Here is an 18604-nt window from a genome sequence, read left to right on the forward strand (position 1 = left end):
AAAGAGTCCGGCCAGCTGGCCGGACTCTTTGTTACCCTCCTCTATTCAGGTTTTCTCTCCCAGTACTCACCTGAATGATTCCTATACTAGTTAGCAAACCATAACTTCAGTTTTTTGTCGTTCTGGCCGCCCTGGCGTTTCAGAGCTTCGCTGAAATTGGTATAGTTCAGCGATTCCTCCGAACCCGGATAGGGCAAACGCGTGGGTACTACCCCTCCATTCGTATTCAGCGTCGGAGGCGTTAGTACGGGAATGCCCGTGCGGCGGTACTCCGTCCAGGCTTCCACGCCCTGTCCGTACAGAGCAATCCATTTTTGTTCCATCAGTTGCGTATAGCCCGCCGTACCACTTTTGAAGGCATTCGCCGTCAGGTACGCATCCGATGCCGTGAGGCCATACTGAGCGTGCGAAGCTTTAATGGCATCCGTGTAAAGGGTAGCCGCTTCGCCAGCCGAGGTAATTCCCTTATACGCAAATTCGGCTTTAATAAACAGCAATTCAGCATAGGTCATGATTACGCCTGGGGCCGTAGCCGACACGAAGTAATCCCCCACTTTCGACGTTTTTGACAAACCCAGAGCGTTGGCATCCGACGCCGACAGACCGTTGGGTACGCCCTTGTAATCACCCCCATCGGCGGGCAGGTTGGCGTATACTTTCAGGCGGGCATCTTCCATTCCTTTCAGTTTATTCACCAACGTCGCACTCACCCGGTGGTCATCCCGCGTTTTGCGGTTTTCGTTGACTGGGTTATTACTCGGAGCTGCATTGAGGTACGTCAACTGCACGTTATCGGCATTGGAAGTCAGTACCGGATACTTCGTCGGATCTTTCAGGATGCGTTCGATCTCGGCTTTCACATCGATCGGAGCATCCGCTTTTCCCAGCATTCGGTTCAGAATCCGCAGGCTTTGCGAGTTGGCGAATTTTTTCCATTTCGTCAGATCGCCATTGAACAGAATATCCCCTGCAATCGCTTTGCTTTTATCCGTAGTATTGATGAGTTCCGCAGCCGTTTTCAGTTCCGCTACCAGACCGGCGTAGACGTCTTTCTGAGCATCATACTTCGGCTGTAAGGTTCCTTCCATGCCTTTGATGGCGTCTGAATACGGAATATCTCCGTACACATCCGTAAGCAGGGTAAATACCCAGCTCCGCAGAATGGTGGCGACGGCCTGGTAATTCGTATTTCCCGTCTCCTGACCAATCTTGTAAATCCGCTGGTAATCGGCCAGTGACTCAATGTAGAAATTACTCCAGCCCGCGTTCGCGACGTCGTTGGAAGTCGTATACTGATCGACATCGGTATACTGAATCCGAGCCCAATGCTGAGAAACCAGATTTCCCACGTCCATGCCCAGCGAACCTCCCCAGTACGCATTCACGGCGGTCTGGATTCCGTTCGGCATGAATAAATCGGCCGTAGCCGTCGTGGGGTTGTTCGGGTTCGTATTTATTTGGTCGAACTCACCCGTACAGGCGGATAACCCAACCAGTACAAACGCCAATGCGGCTTTATATCGGAATGAATGAAAAATGCGTATCATGTCAGAAACTGTTACAGATTTAAGCTGATGTTGAAACCAACGGAACGAGTGGTCGGAATCTGTCCGTTTTCAATCCCCTGCACATTCGTATCGCCATAATAGCTGGTCTCCGGATCAATGTGCGGAATGTTGCTGTGCAGCAGAGCCAGATTCCGGCCTACCGCTGAAATCGTGATGTCACGGAAGGGCAGACGCTTGAATACTTTTCCGGGGAAAACGTAGGTCAGGCGTACCTCGCGAAGCTTCACGTAGCTACCATCAAAAATGGTTTCTTCGTTGTTCGTCAGCAGGTAGTACTTGTGGTGCCATTCTTCCGAAGAAATGTTTTTGGTATTCGGCACGTACTCCGGATTAGCTGCCGTCCCCACATTCACGACGCCGTCGCCCACAATACCCGTTTCCCGACCTACGGTCGTTTCTTTCAACACGCCGGTATAGCGACCGATATTAATGGTTTGCGAGAAAATATCGCCGCCCTGCTTCATGTCAATCAGCGTCGTCAGGGACAGGTTTTTGTAGGCAAACGTGTTTTGCAAGCCGCCAATCCATCGCGGTGTGAAGTTGCCTAATACGCGACGAACCGGATCGATGACGGGGTAGCCACTCTGGTCATAGACGATCTTTCCTTCCGGATTCCGCAGAAAACCCTGCCCGAAGAACGTACCGTAGGGCTGTCCGACGCGGGCTTCGATGCCCATGCCCCGCATGGTTCCGAGAGTGTAGGTGGTCAGGTTATCAACTAATTCCTTGACTTTGTTTTGGTTACGGGCCCAGTTCAACGTAATATCCCATTTGAAACTGTTCGTTTTCACGGCGGTACCCGTCAATTGAATTTCGACACCCCGGTTTTGTAACAGTCCGGCGTTGAGCCATTTCGACGAAAAGCCTGAAGCATTCGAAACGTCTACCTTCAGAATCTGGTTGTACGACTGCTTATCGTAATAGGTTACGTCCAGACCAATCCGGTTTTGCCAGAATTTTAATTCCGTACCGATTTCGTATGAACTGGTGATTTCTGGTTTCAGCTCGGCATTCAGTAATTCATTGCTTTCTTTCAGCGAAGCCTGACTACCCCAGGCGTTGGCGTAATCAAAGGCCTGAAGCAGGCGGTACGGATCGGTGTCGTTTCCTACGCGGGCAATACCACCCCGAATTTTAGCGAATGAAAGGAACGAGGACTGCACACTAAACATATCCGTCAGTACCGCACTGACCGCCGCCGACGGATAGAAGTACGAGCGATTGCTGGCTGGCAGGGCACTCGACCAGTCGTTACGGGCCGTCAGATCAAGGAAGAGGTAGTTACGGAAGCCGAGGTTCGCCGACGCATACAAACTATTCACGACTTTCTTACTGTACGAATTTTCCGTAACTGGACGCAGCCGCGAGTTACCCATATTCCAGACGCGGGGAATCGCCAGCTCAGCCGCCGACATGTAATCCCGCTGGTAGAAGTTTCGGCGGTGATTACCACCAATGTTGGCCGTTACGTCAAACTCTCCGAATTTGTGCGTAGCGTTCAGCAGGAAGTCAGAGTTTGATTCCTGAACGAAAATTTGTTCTTCGTTATAACCATCGAACAGGTTGGACGTGCGGGCAGCGTTTTTCGTTTTACGACGATCCGTATAAAAGTCGGTTCCCGTACGAGCCATCAGCGATAGCCAGTCGGTGAACTTATACGTAGCCGAAATATTTCCGAATAAGCGGTCTTTTTCGTTTTCCCGTTTGCTGTTCGCCAGCTGGTAGTATGGGTTCGTCCAGTAGTTGTAGTTCCAGTTATTCTGGTAAATGCTACCCGGAGCGGTGTAGTTTTGCAGGTTTTCCATATCCACCTGACGACCGAACCAGATAAAGTATAGCCCCCAGTTCGTACGGTTATCACTACCGTCTTTCACGTAATTACCTGTCGCCCGAATGTTCAGTTTGGGTGTCAAGTTCCAACCAGCATTTAGCGAAACCGTTTGGCGTTTGTAGTTCGTGAAAGGCAGAATTCCTGACTGATTTAAATCGGTAAGCGACAGACGGAAATCGCCTTTGTCACTACCACCCGTTAAGGAGATGTTATTTGTATAGGTTTTACCCGTTTTAAAGAACTGATTGACGTTATCCGGATGAGCCACCCAGGGCGTAGGCGTACGCACGCCATTGACAACCGGCGAATCAAACTGCTCGATCAGGCGACCATCCAGTCTGGGCCCCCAGCTTTCGTCTACGCCATCGTTCACGCCGCCGCCGCGACCGTCCACAAAGCGGAACTGCCCCTTGGCTCCCTGACCGTACTCATTCTGCCATTCGGGTAAACGAAAAGGCGTATCAAAGGTCGTATTAGAGTTTACCGACACGCCAATGCCTCGCGATCCTTTACCGCTTTTCAGGGTAATGAGTACTACGCCATTCGCTCCGCGTGACCCATACAGAGCCGCCGCTGCAGGGCCCTTCAGTACACTCATCGACTCAATATCATCGGGGTTGAGCGAAGCAGCTCCGTTTCCGTAATCGACTGCCGTGGGGTTATTATTGTAATTGCCATTGTCAATGGGTACACCATCCACCACAAACAGCGGCTGGTTATTATTTCCAATCGAGCTGGACCCCCGAATCAGCATTCGCGACGAAGCTCCCGGTGATCCATTGGAGTTGGTTACCTGTACCCCGGCAATTTTACCCGACAGGGCATTCACCAGGTTGGTCTCCCGAGCCTGTGTTAGTTGTTTACCTCCGATTTCCTGTACCGAATACCCCAGGGCTTTCTTTTCCCGCGTAATACCCAGGGCCGTTACCACGACTTCGCTTAGGCTACTCGCGTTCATCTGTAGCTGAATGTTCAGCGTACTTTCATCCCCCAGCACTACTTCCTTACTCGTAAAACCTACATAACTGAATACCAGCGTATTGCCCGAGGACACCGAAAGCTGGTACGCCCCTTCGGCGTTGGTCGTAGATCCCTTAGCCGTGCCTTTGATCGAAATTGATACGCCCGGCAACGGCTGCCCATCTTCCGAAGAAGTAATCACGCCCGTCAGCTGCCGATCCTGAGCGGTTGCCCAGAGACTACTCAGCAGCAATAGCAGAATAGATAAACGTTTGTTCATGAGATGTGTACGCGTTTTGTGAATGAAATACAGTCCCATCCCACCTGACAGCCAGGTCGGAAAAGCAATTACGGAGTCGATCAGAGCTTAGCTCAGGGGAATGGTAGAGCGTGAAGAAAGAGCATTCATGTTTGGTTAAGATTAATGGGAAGAAGCCAATTTTTATAGAATCTGGAACCAATATTACAAAAACGTATATCTAATTCAAATAATATTCTGATTTTTTATTAGTTACTTATTTTTTATGATGCTATACACAAATATATCAGTAGTATATTTTATTAAATTATGTTATATTAATATATAGTTTTAAATTTTTCAATTAACTCAATTAAACATCAAATTCATAATTTAAGACAATATCAAACATAATTTTTCTATTTTTCATATATATATTTCAAATAAATCATATAAATCACTAATTATCCGTAAAACGTTATCTCTCCAAATTCATCAACTAATCTAAAAATTTGTATGAATGGGCGAGTGTAAAAACTTCAACTGGTTGTTCTGTCGAGGAAGGTAGATGAACAAGCCACTGTTAACGTGCTAAGAACTCAAGCGTAGAAAGTCATTCACCTCAGCAGAGCTGTGTGAAAAGAAGTGAAATCTGGAGAAGAGAGAAGAACCCTTCCAAGCAAGAGTGTCGGGAAGGAAAAACAACTGCCCAGGCCTGATAGGTCCCCGAGCAGTTGTTCAAAATTTACTGTATTGACTCGTCCGCTGCTTTTGTTTCGGGGACGCCGCACCATACCAGAAGCAAAGCGACTAACGCAATACCGGCCAAAACCAGAAATACAGTTTGAAAATTACTACGCTGGAGCAGAAACCCCGCAAACGCATTACTCAGCGAAGCACCTAGCCCAACGGCGGTGGCAATGGCCCCCTGCGTAGTATTGAACAGTCCGGTACCCTTCGTTAAATCGGATACAATCAGGATCGATAAAACTCCGAAAATGCCAGCTCCCAGTCCGTCAAGTACCTGAATGCATACCAGTAAAATCTCGTCGTTGGTTAGCGTATACAGTACCCCACGAATGGGCAAAACCAGAAAGGCGACCAATAAGATACGTTTACGACCCTTGGAAGCATGTTTTCCAACCCAGGCACTGACGGGGATCATGACAATCTGAGCGACAACGATACAGGCCGACATGTAGACGGAGGCTTCGCCCGCCTGGGCTTTTAACGAGAGCCGTTGCCCTAACAGGGGTAGCATGGCCGCATTCGCAAAGTGAAATAGGACACAAGCCAAAGCAAAAAGCAACAGGGAGGGCGTACGTAGCAGCGACCGCCAGGAACTTTCATCCGTTTTGTGATCACTCTCCCCACTGCCGCGAGCCAGTTCGTGGTTGATTTCCCCGTCTTTGATTTGCCAGATGCTGATGCTACTCAGCAGAGACATGACGGCAAGCAGGACGAAAATACCTTTGCTACTGAGAAAATGGCCAATCAGTCCCGCCAGCAGAGCAGCGATTACATTCCCGGCGTGATTAAAGGTTTCATTACGACCGATCCGGGCGTCGAGTGCCTGATGTCCGACTAAGCCCAGCGTAATCGCTGCCACCGCAGGACCAAACCATGCTGCCGAAATGCCCATCAGTGCCTGACCCGCCATAATGACCGGATACGTTGGAATCGTAATGGTGAGTAAGGCGGCTCCTGCCATTAACAGGGAAGCCAGCACCGTAAATAACTTTTTACGCGTGGTACGATCCACCAGTATTCCGGCGGGCGTCTGCATCACAACGGTCGTGATTCCCATAACGGACATGGCAATGCCAATGTCCTGGGGTTGCCACCGTAACGTCACCATCAAATAAATGGCTAAATAGGGCCCCATCCCATCGCGAACGTCGGCTAGCAGGAAATTCGCTTTGTCCAGTGCGGATAGACTTTGTCGGGAAGGCTGCGGTACCAGGGAAGAAGTGTTTACCATTTTTTGAAAATGAAAAACACCGCAATGATCAGGAAGACAAACCCGACGGCGTGGTTCCAGGCCAGGTGATCGGTTTTAAACAGGTAAACGGTCATGAGCGTAAAGACCGTCAGCGATACGACTTCCTGGATAATCTTGAGCTGAAAGAGCGTAAACGGCCCTCCCGTTTCCTCGGAGCCGATCCGATTGGCGGGCACCTGAAAGACGTACTCGAAAAAGGCGAGTCCCCAACTCAGGGCAATGACGCCGAATAACGAAAGTTTGGCCAGCTGGGGCCATTGTTTGACCTGCAGGTGTCCGTACCAGGCCAATGTCATAAACGCGTTTGAAACTACTAATAGAGCTACACAAGCTAATCCTTTCATGGTTCAAGTTTTGAGTTCGTAGTAAAAACTATCTTCTCAGGATCTTGGCTCACCGAAGGAAGGATTTTAATTCGTTTTTAAGACAAATGAAGCTCGACAGACCGAACTCAAAACATTGACTACCAACTACATATACATTATTATTAAAATTTCCTGAACCGAGTTCGTAGGGTACGAACCAAGTTCAGGAGATTGCTTGGTAAGGGTATACAATTGAAAACCGGGCAATCCGGGTCCTACGCTAGGCCGTCAGTTCACGGAACAGGGTTTCCAGTGATTTGCCCGATTGCCGAAAGGATGCTATGGATTCATCCGCCACCAGCTTACCTCGCTTCAGGATGATGGCCCGGTCGCAGATGGCTTCGACTTCCTGCATGATGTGGGTAGAAAACAGTACCGTTTTCTCCTGACCGATGTTTTTGATGACCGACCGAATTTCAGCCAGCTGGTTAGGGTCCAGACCCGTGGTGGGTTCGTCAAGAATCAGTACCTGAGGATTGTGTACCAGGGCCTGAGCCAGTCCAACGCGTTGCCGATACCCTTTCGAGAGTTGTCCAATGCGTTTGTGTTGCTCCAGCCCCAGCCCTACCTGCTCAATGACTTCGTTCACCCGTCGGCTGAGCGTTTCACCTTTTAGTCCGTACAACGCTCCCATGGAACGCAGAAACTCTTTCACGTACAGATCCAGGTACAGGGGATTGTGTTCCGGCAGGTAGCCCAAATGTTGCCGAACTTCCATTGAATGCTGCGTGACGTCGTAGCCAGCGACTTCGACCGTACCGCTGGAAGGCCGTAGGTACCCCGTAGCAATTTTCATGGTCGTGGATTTTCCCGCCCCGTTAGGTCCGAGAAAACCGACAATTTCCCCCGGCTTTACTTCAAAACTAATCTGATCTACCGCTTTCTGCGGCCCGTATATTTTGGAAAGCTCCTTGACAACTATGGACACGTTTCGCTACGAAAAAGGTGATTGAAAACTTTAGGCAAAGGTAGAGCTTCACCGGCAAATGTGCATGCCTGCTGGCCCGCTCCCTTTAAACGTATAGCTTGGACCCAGTGGTATATCTACTGATTTCCTGCCGCTTGAATCTTGTCAACTTCCGATGATTCCCTATTTTTACCTGATTATTCACTTCATCCGGGCATATTTTTACTTTTCTTTGAAAGAATACGTTCATTTCGCGACTTCTTTTTCCCGAGATCAGCAGAGTGCCCCTAATTACGTTCACGAAACACCATTGCATCCGTGGCCAACGACTCCTTTTTTCGTAAGAAATCCATTCAACAAGTACTAAACACTGATACTACCGGTGAGTCGCACGGCTTATCGAAAGTGTTGGGTGTTCGCGATTTAACCTCTCTGGGGATTGCGGCCATCATTGGAGCCGGTATTTTCAGTACCATTGGCCGGGCCAGTTTTGATGGCGGTCCTGCCGTATCCTTACTTTTTGTTTTCACCGCCATTGCCTGCGTGTTTACGGCGTTGAGTTACGCTCAGTTTGCTTCGACCGTACCCGTTTCGGGCAGTGCGTATACGTACGCGTACGTATCCTTCGGCGAATTATTTGCCTGGATTATCGGCTGGGCCCTGATCCTGGAATACGCCGTTTCCAACATGGTAGTAGCTATTTCCTGGTCGGAATATTTTTCTTCCATGCTGGCGGGTTTTGGGCTTCATCTGCCCGGGTGGCTCACCGTCGATCCCTCCTCCGCCAGCGAAGCGGTTCGGGCCTCGGCTCCTTCCATTGGCGGGATCAAGCTCATCTGTGACTTACCCGCAGGACTTATCACGGTACTGGTAACGGCTCTGGTATACATCGGAATCAAGGAGTCCAAAAATGTCAGTAACATGCTGGTGGCTTTGAAGCTGGCCGTTATTCTGCTGGTGATTGGTGCCGGCGTATTCTACGTGAAACCCGAAAACTGGTCGCCCTTTGCCCCCAACGGCGTGAGCGGCGTACTGAGTGGCGTAGCCGCGGTATTCTTCGCGTTCATCGGTTTCGATTCGATCTCTACGACCGCCGAAGAATGTAAAAATCCCCAGCAGGACATGCCCAAGGCCATGATTTACTGTCTCATTATTTGTACGGTACTCTACGTCTTGATTACCTTAATTCTGACGGGTATGGTTCATTACAAGGAATTGAACGTGGATGATCCGCTGGCGTATGTCTTTCACAAAGTAGGGTTTGATTTTGTGGCAGGGGTGATTTCGGTCTCGGCCGTCATCGCCATTACGAGTGCCCTGCTGGTGTATCAGCTCGGTCAGCCCCGTATCTGGATGACCATGAGTCGTGATGGTTTGCTTTGGCCCAAGTTTTCGAAAGTACACCCGAAGTATCATACGCCTTCGTTTGCGACGATCGTTACGGGCGTAGTCGTAGCGATTCCTTCCATGTTCTTTGACATGGGTTTTTTCGTAGACTTAACCAGCGTAGGAACCTTCTTTGCCTTTATTCTGGTCTGCTGCGGGGTGCTGTACCTCGATTACCAGGGACTGACGAAATACTCTAAATTCCGGGTTCCGTACATCAATGGCCAGTATGTAGTAGGCATTGGCTTTGTTATCGCGATTGCTTTCGCCATTTATTCCAATCACTTTGTATTGGCCATGGAAGAAAAGCCGCTATTGTTTGTGTTCTGGATTGTGTGGGCCATTCTATCGGTACTAAGTTACCGCCTCAAATTTTCTTTGCTCCCGGTTTTAGGAATCCTTACGAATCTCTATCTGATGACGGAACTGGGCTTCTGGAACTGGGGAGCTTTTGTGGCCTGGCTACTGATTGGACTTGTTATATACTTCAGCTACGGACGTAAACACTCCAAACTGGCTAAAGCCTAAATTCACTTGCTATGGTACGTCTCCTTACCCTCTCGCTAATGCTGGTAGCTTCTACCGTTGCGTTTGCTCAGAAAAAAGTCCATCAAACGGATGCCGCTCCTGCTCCCATTGGTCCGTATAGTCAGGCCGTGGAAGCCAACGGTTTGGTTTTCGTTGCGGGGCAGGTCGGTATTAATCCGGATACGAAAAAACTGGTTGCGGGAGGCGTAGATGGGGAAGTTCCCCAAATCATGCAAAATATTCAGCAAATCCTCAAAGCGGCTGGGTTGAATTGGTCGGATGTAGTCAACACCACTATCTACGTGAAAGACCTAGCGAACTTTCAGAAAATCAATACGCTGTACGCCAAATATTTCGAGAAGGATTTTCCGGCCCGTACCACCGTGGGCGTGGCAGATTTACCCGGAGGTGCCAGTGTGGAAATTACTGTTATTGCCGCTCGCCGCAAATAAACTCATCCTTACGAAAGCAGAAAGGCCGGAATTGATCCGGCCTTTCTGCGTATACATCTCAATAAGCTCTTTACTAGAGCCATTTATCCGTTTAAAAGTTTCCAATCGTTAAAGAATTTGTCTCCTGACACGCTCATGGGTAACGTCGTTTTGCGAACGGCGTTGGTTGAACGGCTAGGTTTCCAAATCAAACCGAGCTTTACTAAAAGGCGACGGGTAGCGAAGGAATAATTCATGGCTTTTACGGTATTAAATGGTTCTCTATCTATCAAGGAACGTCGGCCCTTTTTAAATCGTGCCTTAATCATTTAAAAATACCGTGCCAAAGACCCTGATCTTTGAAATTCATATAAAAAAAGCCTGACTTTTTGAAAAAGCCAGGCTAAGTATTTGGTTTAGCTATAAAAAACTAGTCACTTCTACGGCCACCCATCAATAAACTTACATAGTACAACAACGTAGCCAGCGAACCAAGGGCGGCAACCACGTACGTACGAGCGGCCCATTTAAGAGCATCCGAGGCCATTTCATGTTCCCGGGCTGTTGCTACACCCGTTCTCTCAATCCAGGCCAAAGCCCGATTGGATGCATCGTACTCTACCGGCAGCGTGATAAAGCTAAACAGCGTCGTTGCCGCAAATAGAGCCACGCCAATCGCCAGCGGAATGGGTGTGGTATTGAGTAAAAGGATACCCCCCAGAATGATCCATTGCATCCAGCTTGACGCAATGCTCAGAAAAGGTACCATCGAACTACGGAACTGCAACCAGCTATACGCCGTAGCGTGCTGTACGGCGTGTCCGCATTCGTGAGCAGCAACAGCAGCTGCGGCTACACTACGGCCGTAGTATACATCATTACTGAGGTTTACGGTTTTATCCGCCGGGTTATAGTGGTCGGTAAGCTGACCTTCTACGGACAACACCCGTACGTCATAAATCCCGTTGTCGCGTAACATTTTCTCAGCGATTTCTTTTCCGGAGAGGCCAACCGCCAGCCCTACCTGTGAGTATTCAGCAAATTTGCTACGTAATCGCCAGCTGACCAGCATGCTGATCACCATGAAGATTATACCAATTAAATATGCTCCTGCCATAGTTATAGTGGTTTATTAGACTAGGACGTATTCTAAGTTTGAGATTTCAGGTTTAATGGTTTAAGGTTTAATTTCGTACAGGTTTTTGTAATTTTTATAAGCGTTGTTCAAACGTTAAACCTAATTCCTCAAACTTCAAACCTCCTCAAACCTTAGACTACCTTCAAACTATCAAAAACTAGTCTTTATTTTCTCAATTAACGCTGAAGTTGAAAAACCTTGTACTAGGGGTACCGTTTTCACCTCGCCACCATTACCTAATACAAAATCCGAACCAACAATGGTTTCGACGGTGTAGTCATCCCCTTTGACCAAAATGTCAGGATTAATGGACTCAATCAGCTCTTTTGGCGTGGGTTCATCGAACAAAATGACAGTATCCACAAAGGCCAGCGAAGCCATCAAACGGGCTCGGGCGTACTCATTGACGACGGGGCGAAGCGGTCCTTTGATCCGGGATACTGAAGCGTCCGTATTCAGGCCAAGTACCAGTCGATCGCCCAGATTACGGGCTTTTTCGAGGTAGTCGACATGACCTAAGTGTACAATATCAAAGCAGCCATTGGTAAAGACAATTCGCTGACCGCTGGTTTTCCATTCTACCAACTGAGGAATTGCTTCGGCGAGAGTTTTAATTTTTGAAGCTGTATGCATGGGTTCTCGTCATGAATTGCGTAGGCGAAGCCTACAAATTGGGGCATCCGTGCATCAATGATGCGGACCACACGGGCGGTAAAACCTACGATTGACTGACGACCGCCTTTCGGCTGGGCCGACTAATCACAGAAATTACTAAGAAAACCAGGCCAATGGCCAGCGTACTGAGCATTTGCGAGCTTTGAATGAAGGTAGCCAGCGTACCACTATCGGCCTCGGGCAACTCGTAAATGGAGTGCAGGGCAAAGGCTACAAAGGCATTATACGACCCTACGCCACCGGGTGTCGGTAAAATCATGGCTAGTGCTCCGGTGGTCATAATCGTCAGAGCCACCAGCGGCGACAAGTCTGCAAACTTGGGTATCGCAAAGAAAAGCACGTAGCCCATCACGTAGTACATGCCCCAGATCATCACCGTATAAAACAGAAACAGACCGGGTTGGCGTAATTTCCGAATACTCAGTAAACCCGCCAGTAGCCCCTGCCCCGCCTTCGCTAGCTTTTTTACGATAGCCAACTCAAGCAAACGCTCCCAGAGAAAGAAGACCGTCAATCCACCCGCGATCAGCAGTCCCAGTACTATCCAGATTAGTACGGGCACCCCGCTTTCGGAGTCGGGTGTAGCTGAAGTAGACCGCTGGATAAAGGCCAGTAGCCGATCAAAATCCAGCAATAAGTTGATTCCCAACAGGATAAACAAGGAAAGCACGTCGAAAATCCGCTCCGTAACGACCGTACCCAGGGATTTTTCGATGGGAATTGCATCGCTTTTGTACAAAGCACTGCAACGGGTTACTTCGCCCAGTCGGGGTACGAGGTTGTTGGCAAAGTAGCCCAGCCAGACGGCGGTATTCGTTCGCAGAAACGACGGGTGATAGCCCAGCGGTTCCAGTAAAATTCGCCAGCGGGCGGCCCGGCTTCCGTGAGCCACAAAGGTCAGCAGCATCATAACCCCCACCCAGCGGAAATCAGCCTGCGAGACATCGGCCCACAATTGTTCTGGATTGATGGTACCCGAGTGGATGGCGTACCAGGTCAGGCCCGCCGCCAGACCCAGAAAGACAAGATATTGTAATACGTTTTTCATGCGATGATTCGCTGTAAGCAGACCGGTTTCCGGCAAAAATAAAAGAGGTGACCCGTTTCCGAATCACCTCCCGGCAAAAACCATCATCTTCTACTACTAATCGGTGGTCCTTTTTATTTCACCAGATGATTATTGGCATCCGGAAAAACGACCATGGGCTTGTGCTCTTTCGCCTCTTCGGGAGTCATCATGGCGTAAGCGATGATGATGATAATGTCCCCAACCTGAGCCCGGCGAGCCGCGGCTCCGTTCAGACAAATCGTCCCGCTTCCCCGTTCACCTTTAATAACGTACGTTTCAAAACGCTCGCCATTGTTATTATTGACAATCTGAACCTTCTCATTCTCAAGCAGGTTCGCTGCTTCCATCAAATCCTCGTCGATGGTAATACTACCTACGTAATTGAGCTCCGCCTGCGTTACCCGAACGCGGTGAAGCTTTGATTTCATAATAGTCAGGAACATCAGTGTGTATTGTTTCCAAATCCCCGAACGCGTAAGGGGCGGGCAAAGTTCGGGAAAGTTTCTTCAGAAATGACCATTCGGGTTAAGAAAAGGCGTTCTGAACGCTTATTCAGAGCTGGCTTTTTCCAATGAATTCGATGCTTCTGCTAGCCTTTACCAACGATCCTATGGCAGAAAAGCAGTCCGGCGATGTACCACCACACCTAAATTACTTTTTACCGAAGAATTTATTAGTTTTTGCACAAACGGTTGTTCATCCCGTAGCAACGTTTGCACATGTTTTCAGGCCCAATTTCCGCCCTCCCAGGCCCTGTGAGGCTCTTTACTTTCCATTTTTTGCGTTGTACTTTCATTCCAGATTCCAGCAGGAACACGCCGCACTTCCTCTTCTTATTTCACAAACGATACTCCTATGAACTGCTTTGGGGACATTCCTTTTTCGTCTGAACACTAATCCAATTCTCGAACGCCATCTCCGGAATCGGCCCTGACTTTCGGGCGGATCTGGCTCCATGACTCCTTTTGCTGGTGAATGTCCTGCATTCACTCTAACCCTACTTTGAAGCGTTTCAAGGGCAGTATTGCTGTGCCCTTTCCTGAAGTTTTAAGTCGATTCATACATTCACTTAGCTAGAAAAACGATGAAACAATTCTCCCTGAGTTTGTTAGGGCTGATGTTCTGCCTGTGCAGTTTTGCCCAGCAGATCTCGCTCACCGGAACCGTGCGTGACGATACGGGCCAGCCCTTACCCGGCGTCAGTGTCGTGGTTCGGGGTACGCTCCAAGGCACGACGACCAACGCCAATGGTCAGTTTACGATTCAGGTCGGACCGACGGCGGTACTGGAGTTCAGCTCTATCGGGTACGAAAACGCTTCCGTACCCGTTGAAAACCGTACCACGCTGGACGTTTCGCTCAAAAAATCAGATACGCAGCTCGACGAAGTGGTGGTACTGGGCTATAGCTCCACCACGCAGAAGAACCTGACCGGATCGGCTCAGGCCATTACGCCCAAAAATCTGAAAGACGTTACGGCGAACAATCTTTCGCAGATGTTACAGGGCAAAGCCGCTGGTGTGCAGGTGGGTTCCAATTCCGGTGATCCGCGGAGTGCCCCGAAAATCATCATTCGCGGCGTAGGTACGCTCACCGCCAGTTCCGATCCCCTGTACGTAGTCGATGGCGTCATTGGCGGAATCCCCAACCCCAGCGATATTGAGTCGCTCACGGTCTTGAAAGATGCTTCGGCCACAGCTTTGTACGGAGCACGGGCGTCCAATGGCGTGATTGTCGTGACGACCCGGCGGGGGGCAGCGGGCAAAACGAAACTCACGGCCCGGCTGAACAAAGGGATTGGTAAACTGAATCTGGGGAATTTTCGGCTGATGAATGGTCCGGAATTATACGCCGTACAGAAACAGGCCTTCGAACGGGATCGCCCCGGTCAGAACATTAACAGCTTTCTGCCCACGCCCGAAGCCAATGCGAATACCAACTGGTTCGATCAGGCCTTCCGTACGGCATCCAACACACTGGCCGAACTGAACGCCTCGGGAGGTTCGGACAAAACCCGTTTTTTCATTAGCGGTAACTATTATCAGGAAGAAGGAATTTTGAAGGAAACCGGACTGGATCGCTTCGGGCTGCGGCTCAATTTCAACCACGATGTAACCGAAAAACTGCACCTGACGCTCAATACGGCCGGCACGTACACGCGGGGTTACGACAACAGCGGCGGTTCCCTGTACGGAGCGTATACCTACCTCCCCTACGATGATCCGTATGTTGAGGGAAAACCCTACAACCCCATTACGGGAGCTAAAACCTGGTACGGTCGCGATAATGCGAACTTCATTTACAACCAGCAGTTTGAGAAGTTCAAGGAAAATACGCTGGCTGGCGACGTGTTATTCAAAGCGGAATATGAACTCCTGCCCTGGCTGACGCTCTCGACAACCAACCGGGCCCAAACTACCTTTTACGAAACCGAGAGTACCGAAGATGCCCGGGGTAATAGTGCCGCTGACGTCCAAGGTCGCTTGTCGCAGTTCAACAGTCGGGATTATACGCTACTGACTTCCAACCTCCTCCGTTTTAAACACGAATTTGCCGGGGGCCATACGCTCGATGGATTGGCGGGTTATGAGTATCAGACCTATTACTACCAGTCGCTGGGTGCTACGGGAAAGGGTATTTTTCCGGGCTGGATATTCTGGATGCGGCCTCCCAGCCCGAGAGCATTCAGGGTACCAAAAATGACAATGCGTTTTCTTCGTACCTGTTTCAGGCCAATTACGGCTACAACGACAAGTACATCGTGACGACCTCGTTTCGGCGGGATGGCTCATCCAAGTTTGGCCGCAACAAGAAGTTCGGAAATTTCTACGCCGTTGGTTTTACCTGGAATGTTTCCAACGAAAGCTTTCTGGCGAATCATCGCAACATCAATAACCTGAAACTTCGCCTGAGCTACGGTACTACGGGCAACGCCGACGGCATCAGCGATTACGCAGCTCAGGGCCTGTACAACCTGACCGATCAGTACGCGGGCGTGCCTTCGGCTTATCCCACGCGAATTGAGAATCCGAACCTTTCCTGGGAAGTTTCCAATAATGCCAACCTGGGTGTGGATGTAACGCTCTGGAAGCGGTTGTCGGTGACGGTGGATGTGTATAATCGTTTGACGAACAATCTGTTGTTCAACCGTCCGCTGCAAGGTACGAGCGGGTATGCGTACATCACCGAAAACATCGGAGCCGTTCGAAACCGGGGTCTGGAGGTGGTCTTTTCCGGGGATGTCATTCAGCAAAAGAACTTCAAATGGCTGATGGAAATCAACGCGGGTATGAACCGCAATGAGCTGACGGAACTCTACGGAAACACCAGTTTTATCGCAAACAGCTTACGGCCCTATGCCCTGAACCAACCTCTGAATAGCTGGTACATGCGGCGTTGGCTGGGCGTGGATACGCAGACGGGCAATCCGTTGTGGGAAAAAGTCAACCCGGACGGTACGGTTGCTTCAACGGGCAATTATAACGAAGCCACTTTACAATTCATCGGCAGTAACGCCAACCCCAAACTCTTCGGTGGAATCCGGCAGGTACTGACCTGGAAAAACCTGGAACTGAATGCTTTCTTCTCGTACTCAACCGGAGCGATGATTTACAATGGGGATCGTCAGTTGTTCGACAGCGATGGAGCCTACGATCGTTACAGCCTCATGGCTCTGTCTAACGGCTGGTCCCGCTGGCAGCAGCCCGGCGACGTGGCCACGCACCCCCGCTACGTACTGGGCGGCAATAACAACTCGCAGCGGCCTTCGTCCCGCTTTCTGGAAAATGGTAACTACCTGCGACTACGGAACATCAGTCTGAGTTATGACTTCCCTTCAGAACTCCTCCAGAAAGCTAAGCTGGGGGGCCTTCGGCTGACGGCTTCGGCGGATAACCTGTTCACCCTTACCAAGTTTTCGGGCATTGATCCAGACATTCCGGGCACGGGTGAAGTGGGTACGAAGTATCCGTTCAGCAAAAAATTCGTCTTTGGTATTCAACTGAGCTTCTAATCTTTTCTTCGTATGAAGACCTCCTCTCTTATCCGTACGCTGCCGCTTTTTCTGGGGTTGCTGGCTTCGTGCAGTATCGATAAAACGCCCTACGACGGCCTTTCCGAGTCGGAATTACTGACCAACGAACAGGGGCTACGGGCCGCTACGGATGGCAACTATACCATCATCAAGTCGCTGGATTATACCCGGAATCTCTACATCATGAATGAATTTCAGGGCGATAATGTGACGCTGAGCGGTACCACCACCGATCCGCTGTTCCTCACCTATACCTACCGCCATACCGCCGATCAGGGCAATGCTTTACAGATTTACCGGAAAGGTTACGCCGCGATTATCGGCTGTAATAAAGTGATCACGGCGACTACGGCGGGGCAGTCGAAAGAACTGGATCAGCTGCTGGGTGAAAACCTGTTTCTGCGGGCCATGATCCACTTCGACCTGGTACGCCTGTTTGGCCGTCCCTACACGCAGAGTCCCGAAAGCAATCTGGGTATTATCATTAAAACCGACCTAACGCCCGACGACAACGCCAGCCGGGCTACGGTGAAAGCAGTCTACGATTTCATTGTGGCGGATCTAAAAAAAGCGGCCTCGCTAATGACGATTGCCAAAAGCAGCAGTTACGCCACGGCGGAAGCGGCCCACGCCCTGCTTTCCCGGGTCTATCTCTACCAGAATCAGAACGATCTGGCAATTGAAGAAGCCAATCTAGTTATCAATAGTAAGCGTTATACCCTAGCGACGCCCACGCAGGTGCCGACTTTCTATACCCTCGAAAACGAGCAGAATCCCGAAATCATTTTTGCCATCAAGCATACGCTACGGGACGACCGAACCTGGAGTGCCATCGGATCGATGTACTACACCTCGCCCGGCGGCGTGGGTTGGGGCGAAGTCTACGCTTCACAAGCCTACCAGGATTTGATCAATCAGTTTCCGAATGATCAGCGGCGTTCGTTTCTGGTACGGAAACTTACCTCGACCGGCCAACAGGAAAAGCGGAATGGCATCGATAAGGTATACATTACCAAGTTTTCCAATCAGGGCGGTATTCCTACGCTCAGTTCACCCGTCGTTTTACGCCTGTCGGAAATGTACCTGAATCGGGCCGAAGCTTACGCCAAGAAGGGACAGCTGGATCAGGCCATCGCCGATATCAATACCATCCGGACGCGGGCGGGACTGAGCGGTACGGCCTTGTTCAGTACGTCGGATTTAAAAGGCTTGGCGTCAGTGCTGGACGTGGTCCTACAGGAACGTCGGCTGGAGCTGGCCTTCGAAGGGCATCGGGCCTATGATCTGTACCGCAACAACCGTAGCCTGGTACGAAATTACCCCGGCTACCACAATATCCAGACCGGTCAGCAGACGGTTCCAGCCACGGATAAACAGGTTGTCCACCTCATTCCCGAATCGGAGATTGTGCTGAATGGGAATTTGAAGCAGAATCCAATTTAGTTTTCAGTTTGCGGTTTTCTGTTTTCAGTTG

The 18604-nt window shown here is 50.0% G+C and carries 14 protein-coding genes; 5 read left to right on the forward strand and 9 right to left on the reverse strand.

Annotation, left to right across the window (positions count from 1 at the left end; all coding sequences use genetic code 11):
* Positions 1–86 precede the first annotated feature (86 nt).
* The 5 genes from BWI93_RS05430 to BWI93_RS05450 form a co-directional block, all read right to left on the reverse strand.
* Positions 87–1547: a SusD/RagB family nutrient-binding outer membrane lipoprotein gene (locus tag BWI93_RS05430; protein WP_094809131.1), complete on the reverse strand. Its 1461-nt coding sequence runs from the start codon at positions 1545–1547 to the stop codon at positions 87–89.
* Positions 1548–1558: 11 nt separating this feature from the next.
* Complete coding sequence (locus tag BWI93_RS05435) at positions 1559–4639, reverse strand: SusC/RagA family TonB-linked outer membrane protein (RefSeq protein WP_094809132.1); 3081 nt, start codon at positions 4637–4639, stop codon at positions 1559–1561.
* Positions 4640–5342: 703 nt separating this feature from the next.
* Positions 5343–6578, reverse strand: coding sequence for an MFS transporter (locus BWI93_RS05440; protein ID WP_094809133.1), 1236 nt, complete (start codon positions 6576–6578; stop codon positions 5343–5345).
* The gene (locus tag BWI93_RS05445) at positions 6572–6943 is read right to left on the reverse strand and encodes a DMT family protein (RefSeq protein WP_094809134.1); all 372 of its coding nucleotides are present in this window, start codon (positions 6941–6943) and stop codon (positions 6572–6574) included. The genes BWI93_RS05440 and BWI93_RS05445 overlap by 7 nt, the downstream gene beginning before the upstream one ends.
* Positions 6944–7184: 241 nt before the next feature.
* A complete protein-coding gene (locus BWI93_RS05450; protein WP_094809135.1) occupies positions 7185–7892 on the reverse strand; it encodes an ATP-binding cassette domain-containing protein in 708 nt (235 codons plus the stop codon).
* A gap of 297 nt (positions 7893–8189) precedes the next feature.
* On the opposite strand from BWI93_RS05450, the gene BWI93_RS05460 reads away from it, so the two are divergent.
* Both BWI93_RS05460 and BWI93_RS05465 read left to right on the forward strand, forming a co-directional pair.
* On the forward strand, positions 8190–9785 hold the full coding sequence (locus BWI93_RS05460; protein WP_094809137.1) for an amino acid permease: 1596 nt from the start codon (positions 8190–8192) through the stop codon (positions 9783–9785).
* 11 nt (positions 9786–9796) lie between these two features.
* Positions 9797–10237, forward strand: a complete 441-nt coding sequence (locus BWI93_RS05465) for a Rid family detoxifying hydrolase (protein WP_094809138.1) — start codon at positions 9797–9799, stop codon at positions 10235–10237.
* 409 nt (positions 10238–10646) lie between these two features.
* Here BWI93_RS05465 and BWI93_RS05470 read toward each other — a convergent pair whose 3' ends face one another.
* The 4 genes from BWI93_RS05470 to panD all read right to left on the reverse strand — a co-directional run bounded on the left by BWI93_RS05470 (position 10647) and on the right by panD (position 13541).
* Entirely contained in the window at positions 10647–11333 is a 687-nt protein-coding gene (locus BWI93_RS05470) for a zinc metallopeptidase (RefSeq protein WP_094809139.1), read from the reverse strand.
* A gap of 171 nt (positions 11334–11504) precedes the next feature.
* Positions 11505–11987: a D-glycero-beta-D-manno-heptose 1-phosphate adenylyltransferase gene (gene rfaE2 / locus BWI93_RS05475; RefSeq protein WP_094809140.1), complete on the reverse strand. Its 483-nt coding sequence runs from the start codon at positions 11985–11987 to the stop codon at positions 11505–11507.
* A gap of 85 nt (positions 11988–12072) precedes the next feature.
* The gene (locus BWI93_RS05480) at positions 12073–13077 is read right to left on the reverse strand and encodes a lysylphosphatidylglycerol synthase transmembrane domain-containing protein (protein WP_141217365.1); all 1005 of its coding nucleotides are present in this window, start codon (positions 13075–13077) and stop codon (positions 12073–12075) included.
* 113 nt (positions 13078–13190) lie between these two features.
* Positions 13191–13541, reverse strand: coding sequence for an aspartate 1-decarboxylase (gene panD, locus BWI93_RS05485; protein WP_094809142.1), 351 nt, complete (start codon positions 13539–13541; stop codon positions 13191–13193).
* Positions 13542–14182: 641 nt separating this feature from the next.
* Here panD and BWI93_RS28545 point away from each other — a divergent pair.
* From BWI93_RS28545 to BWI93_RS05500, 3 genes are read left to right on the forward strand one after another with little or no spacing between them, the layout of a single operon-like run.
* Positions 14183–15862 (forward strand): SusC/RagA family TonB-linked outer membrane protein, encoded by a 1680-nt coding sequence (locus BWI93_RS28545; protein WP_255157734.1) that lies wholly within the window; start codon positions 14183–14185, stop codon positions 15860–15862.
* A complete protein-coding gene (locus BWI93_RS28550) occupies positions 15820–17109 on the forward strand; it encodes a TonB-dependent receptor (RefSeq protein WP_255157735.1) in 1290 nt (429 codons plus the stop codon). The genes BWI93_RS28545 and BWI93_RS28550 overlap by 43 nt, the downstream gene beginning before the upstream one ends.
* Before the next feature lie 12 nt (positions 17110–17121).
* Complete coding sequence (locus BWI93_RS05500; RefSeq protein ID WP_094809144.1) at positions 17122–18573, forward strand: RagB/SusD family nutrient uptake outer membrane protein; 1452 nt, start codon at positions 17122–17124, stop codon at positions 18571–18573.
* Positions 18574–18604: the final 31 nt, after the last annotated feature.

The sequence above is a fragment of the Siphonobacter sp. BAB-5385 genome, from assembly GCF_002261125.1.
In the GTDB taxonomy this organism is placed as follows: domain Bacteria; phylum Bacteroidota; class Bacteroidia; order Cytophagales; family Spirosomataceae; genus Siphonobacter.

Bases quoted from the DNA above. Each gene is read 5' to 3' on its own strand.
- BWI93_RS05465 (WP_094809138.1), top strand. From the start codon at position 9,797: ATGGTACGTCTCCTTACCCTCTCGCTAATGCTGGTAGCTTCTACCGTT.
- panD (WP_094809142.1), bottom strand. From the start codon at position 13,541: ATGTTCCTGACTATTATGAAATCAAAGCTTCACCGCGTTCGGGTAACG.
- rfaE2 (WP_094809140.1), bottom strand. From the start codon at position 11,987: ATGCATACAGCTTCAAAAATTAAAACTCTCGCCGAAGCAATTCCTCAG.
- BWI93_RS05470 (WP_094809139.1), bottom strand. From the start codon at position 11,333: ATGGCAGGAGCATATTTAATTGGTATAATCTTCATGGTGATCAGCATG.
- BWI93_RS05440 (WP_094809133.1), bottom strand. From the start codon at position 6,578: ATGGTAAACACTTCTTCCCTGGTACCGCAGCCTTCCCGACAAAGTCTA.
- BWI93_RS28545 (WP_255157734.1), top strand. From the start codon at position 14,183: ATGAAACAATTCTCCCTGAGTTTGTTAGGGCTGATGTTCTGCCTGTGC.
- BWI93_RS05445 (WP_094809134.1), bottom strand. From the start codon at position 6,943: ATGAAAGGATTAGCTTGTGTAGCTCTATTAGTAGTTTCAAACGCGTTT.
- BWI93_RS05500 (WP_094809144.1), top strand. From the start codon at position 17,122: ATGAAGACCTCCTCTCTTATCCGTACGCTGCCGCTTTTTCTGGGGTTG.
- BWI93_RS05435 (WP_094809132.1), bottom strand. From the start codon at position 4,639: ATGAACAAACGTTTATCTATTCTGCTATTGCTGCTGAGTAGTCTCTGG.
- BWI93_RS05430 (WP_094809131.1), bottom strand. From the start codon at position 1,547: ATGATACGCATTTTTCATTCATTCCGATATAAAGCCGCATTGGCGTTT.
- BWI93_RS05480 (WP_141217365.1), bottom strand. From the start codon at position 13,077: ATGAAAAACGTATTACAATATCTTGTCTTTCTGGGTCTGGCGGCGGGC.